Here is a 511-nt window from a genome sequence, read left to right as displayed (position 1 = left end):
CTGCCGGACGGTGGCGGTTACATGATGCCGGATGGCGACCGTTTCCACATGGTGAACGGTGCAAACTGGTTTGACCGCACGGTCAGCGCCGATGCCGCAGGCATCATTCTGACTTCCCTTGTGATTAACCGCCAGTTGTGGCTGTACCACGACAGCGGGGATGCAGGACTGACCCAGCTTTACCGGATGCGCGATGCGCAGTTGTGGCGTCACATCGAATTTCACCCCGAATGTAACGCGATTTACGCGGCACTGGACTGATTAACGGACGGGGCGGCAATGCCGCCCCTGTAAAGGAGACGAGAACATGTACTGTACTGTTAAAGAAATTATCCGCGAAGTGCTGGATACAGACGTGCCGGACAGTGAATACGTTTTTGCCGTGGTGCTGACCCGTGGGGATGTGCGTCACATAGCCCAGGACTGGAGTCTGACAGACGATGAGCTGGAAACCGTCATGCAGCGGCTGGACGATGCCTTTGAGCATGGTGCGGATGTCAGCGTTGTTCAC

At 56.6% G+C, this 511-nt stretch carries 1 protein-coding gene and 1 pseudogene; both read left to right on the top strand.

Features of this window, described 5'->3' with window-relative positions; genetic code table 11:
- Window positions 1-261, top strand: a 261-nt coding sequence (locus BEA93_RS24660; RefSeq protein WP_105267703.1) for an antirestriction protein, incomplete at its 5' end; no start/stop codon positions are given.
- A gap of 46 nt (window positions 262-307) precedes the next feature.
- Window positions 308-511: pseudogene (locus BEA93_RS24655) on the top strand (DUF1380 family protein); the annotation flags it as partial.

Origin of the sequence: Escherichia sp. MOD1-EC5950, from assembly GCF_002965345.1 — a bacterium.
GTDB lineage: Bacteria > Pseudomonadota > Gammaproteobacteria > Enterobacterales > Enterobacteriaceae > Escherichia > Escherichia marmotae.
The sequence above is the reverse complement of the archived record's forward strand: the minus strand, read 5'-3'. Positions and strand labels throughout refer to the sequence as shown.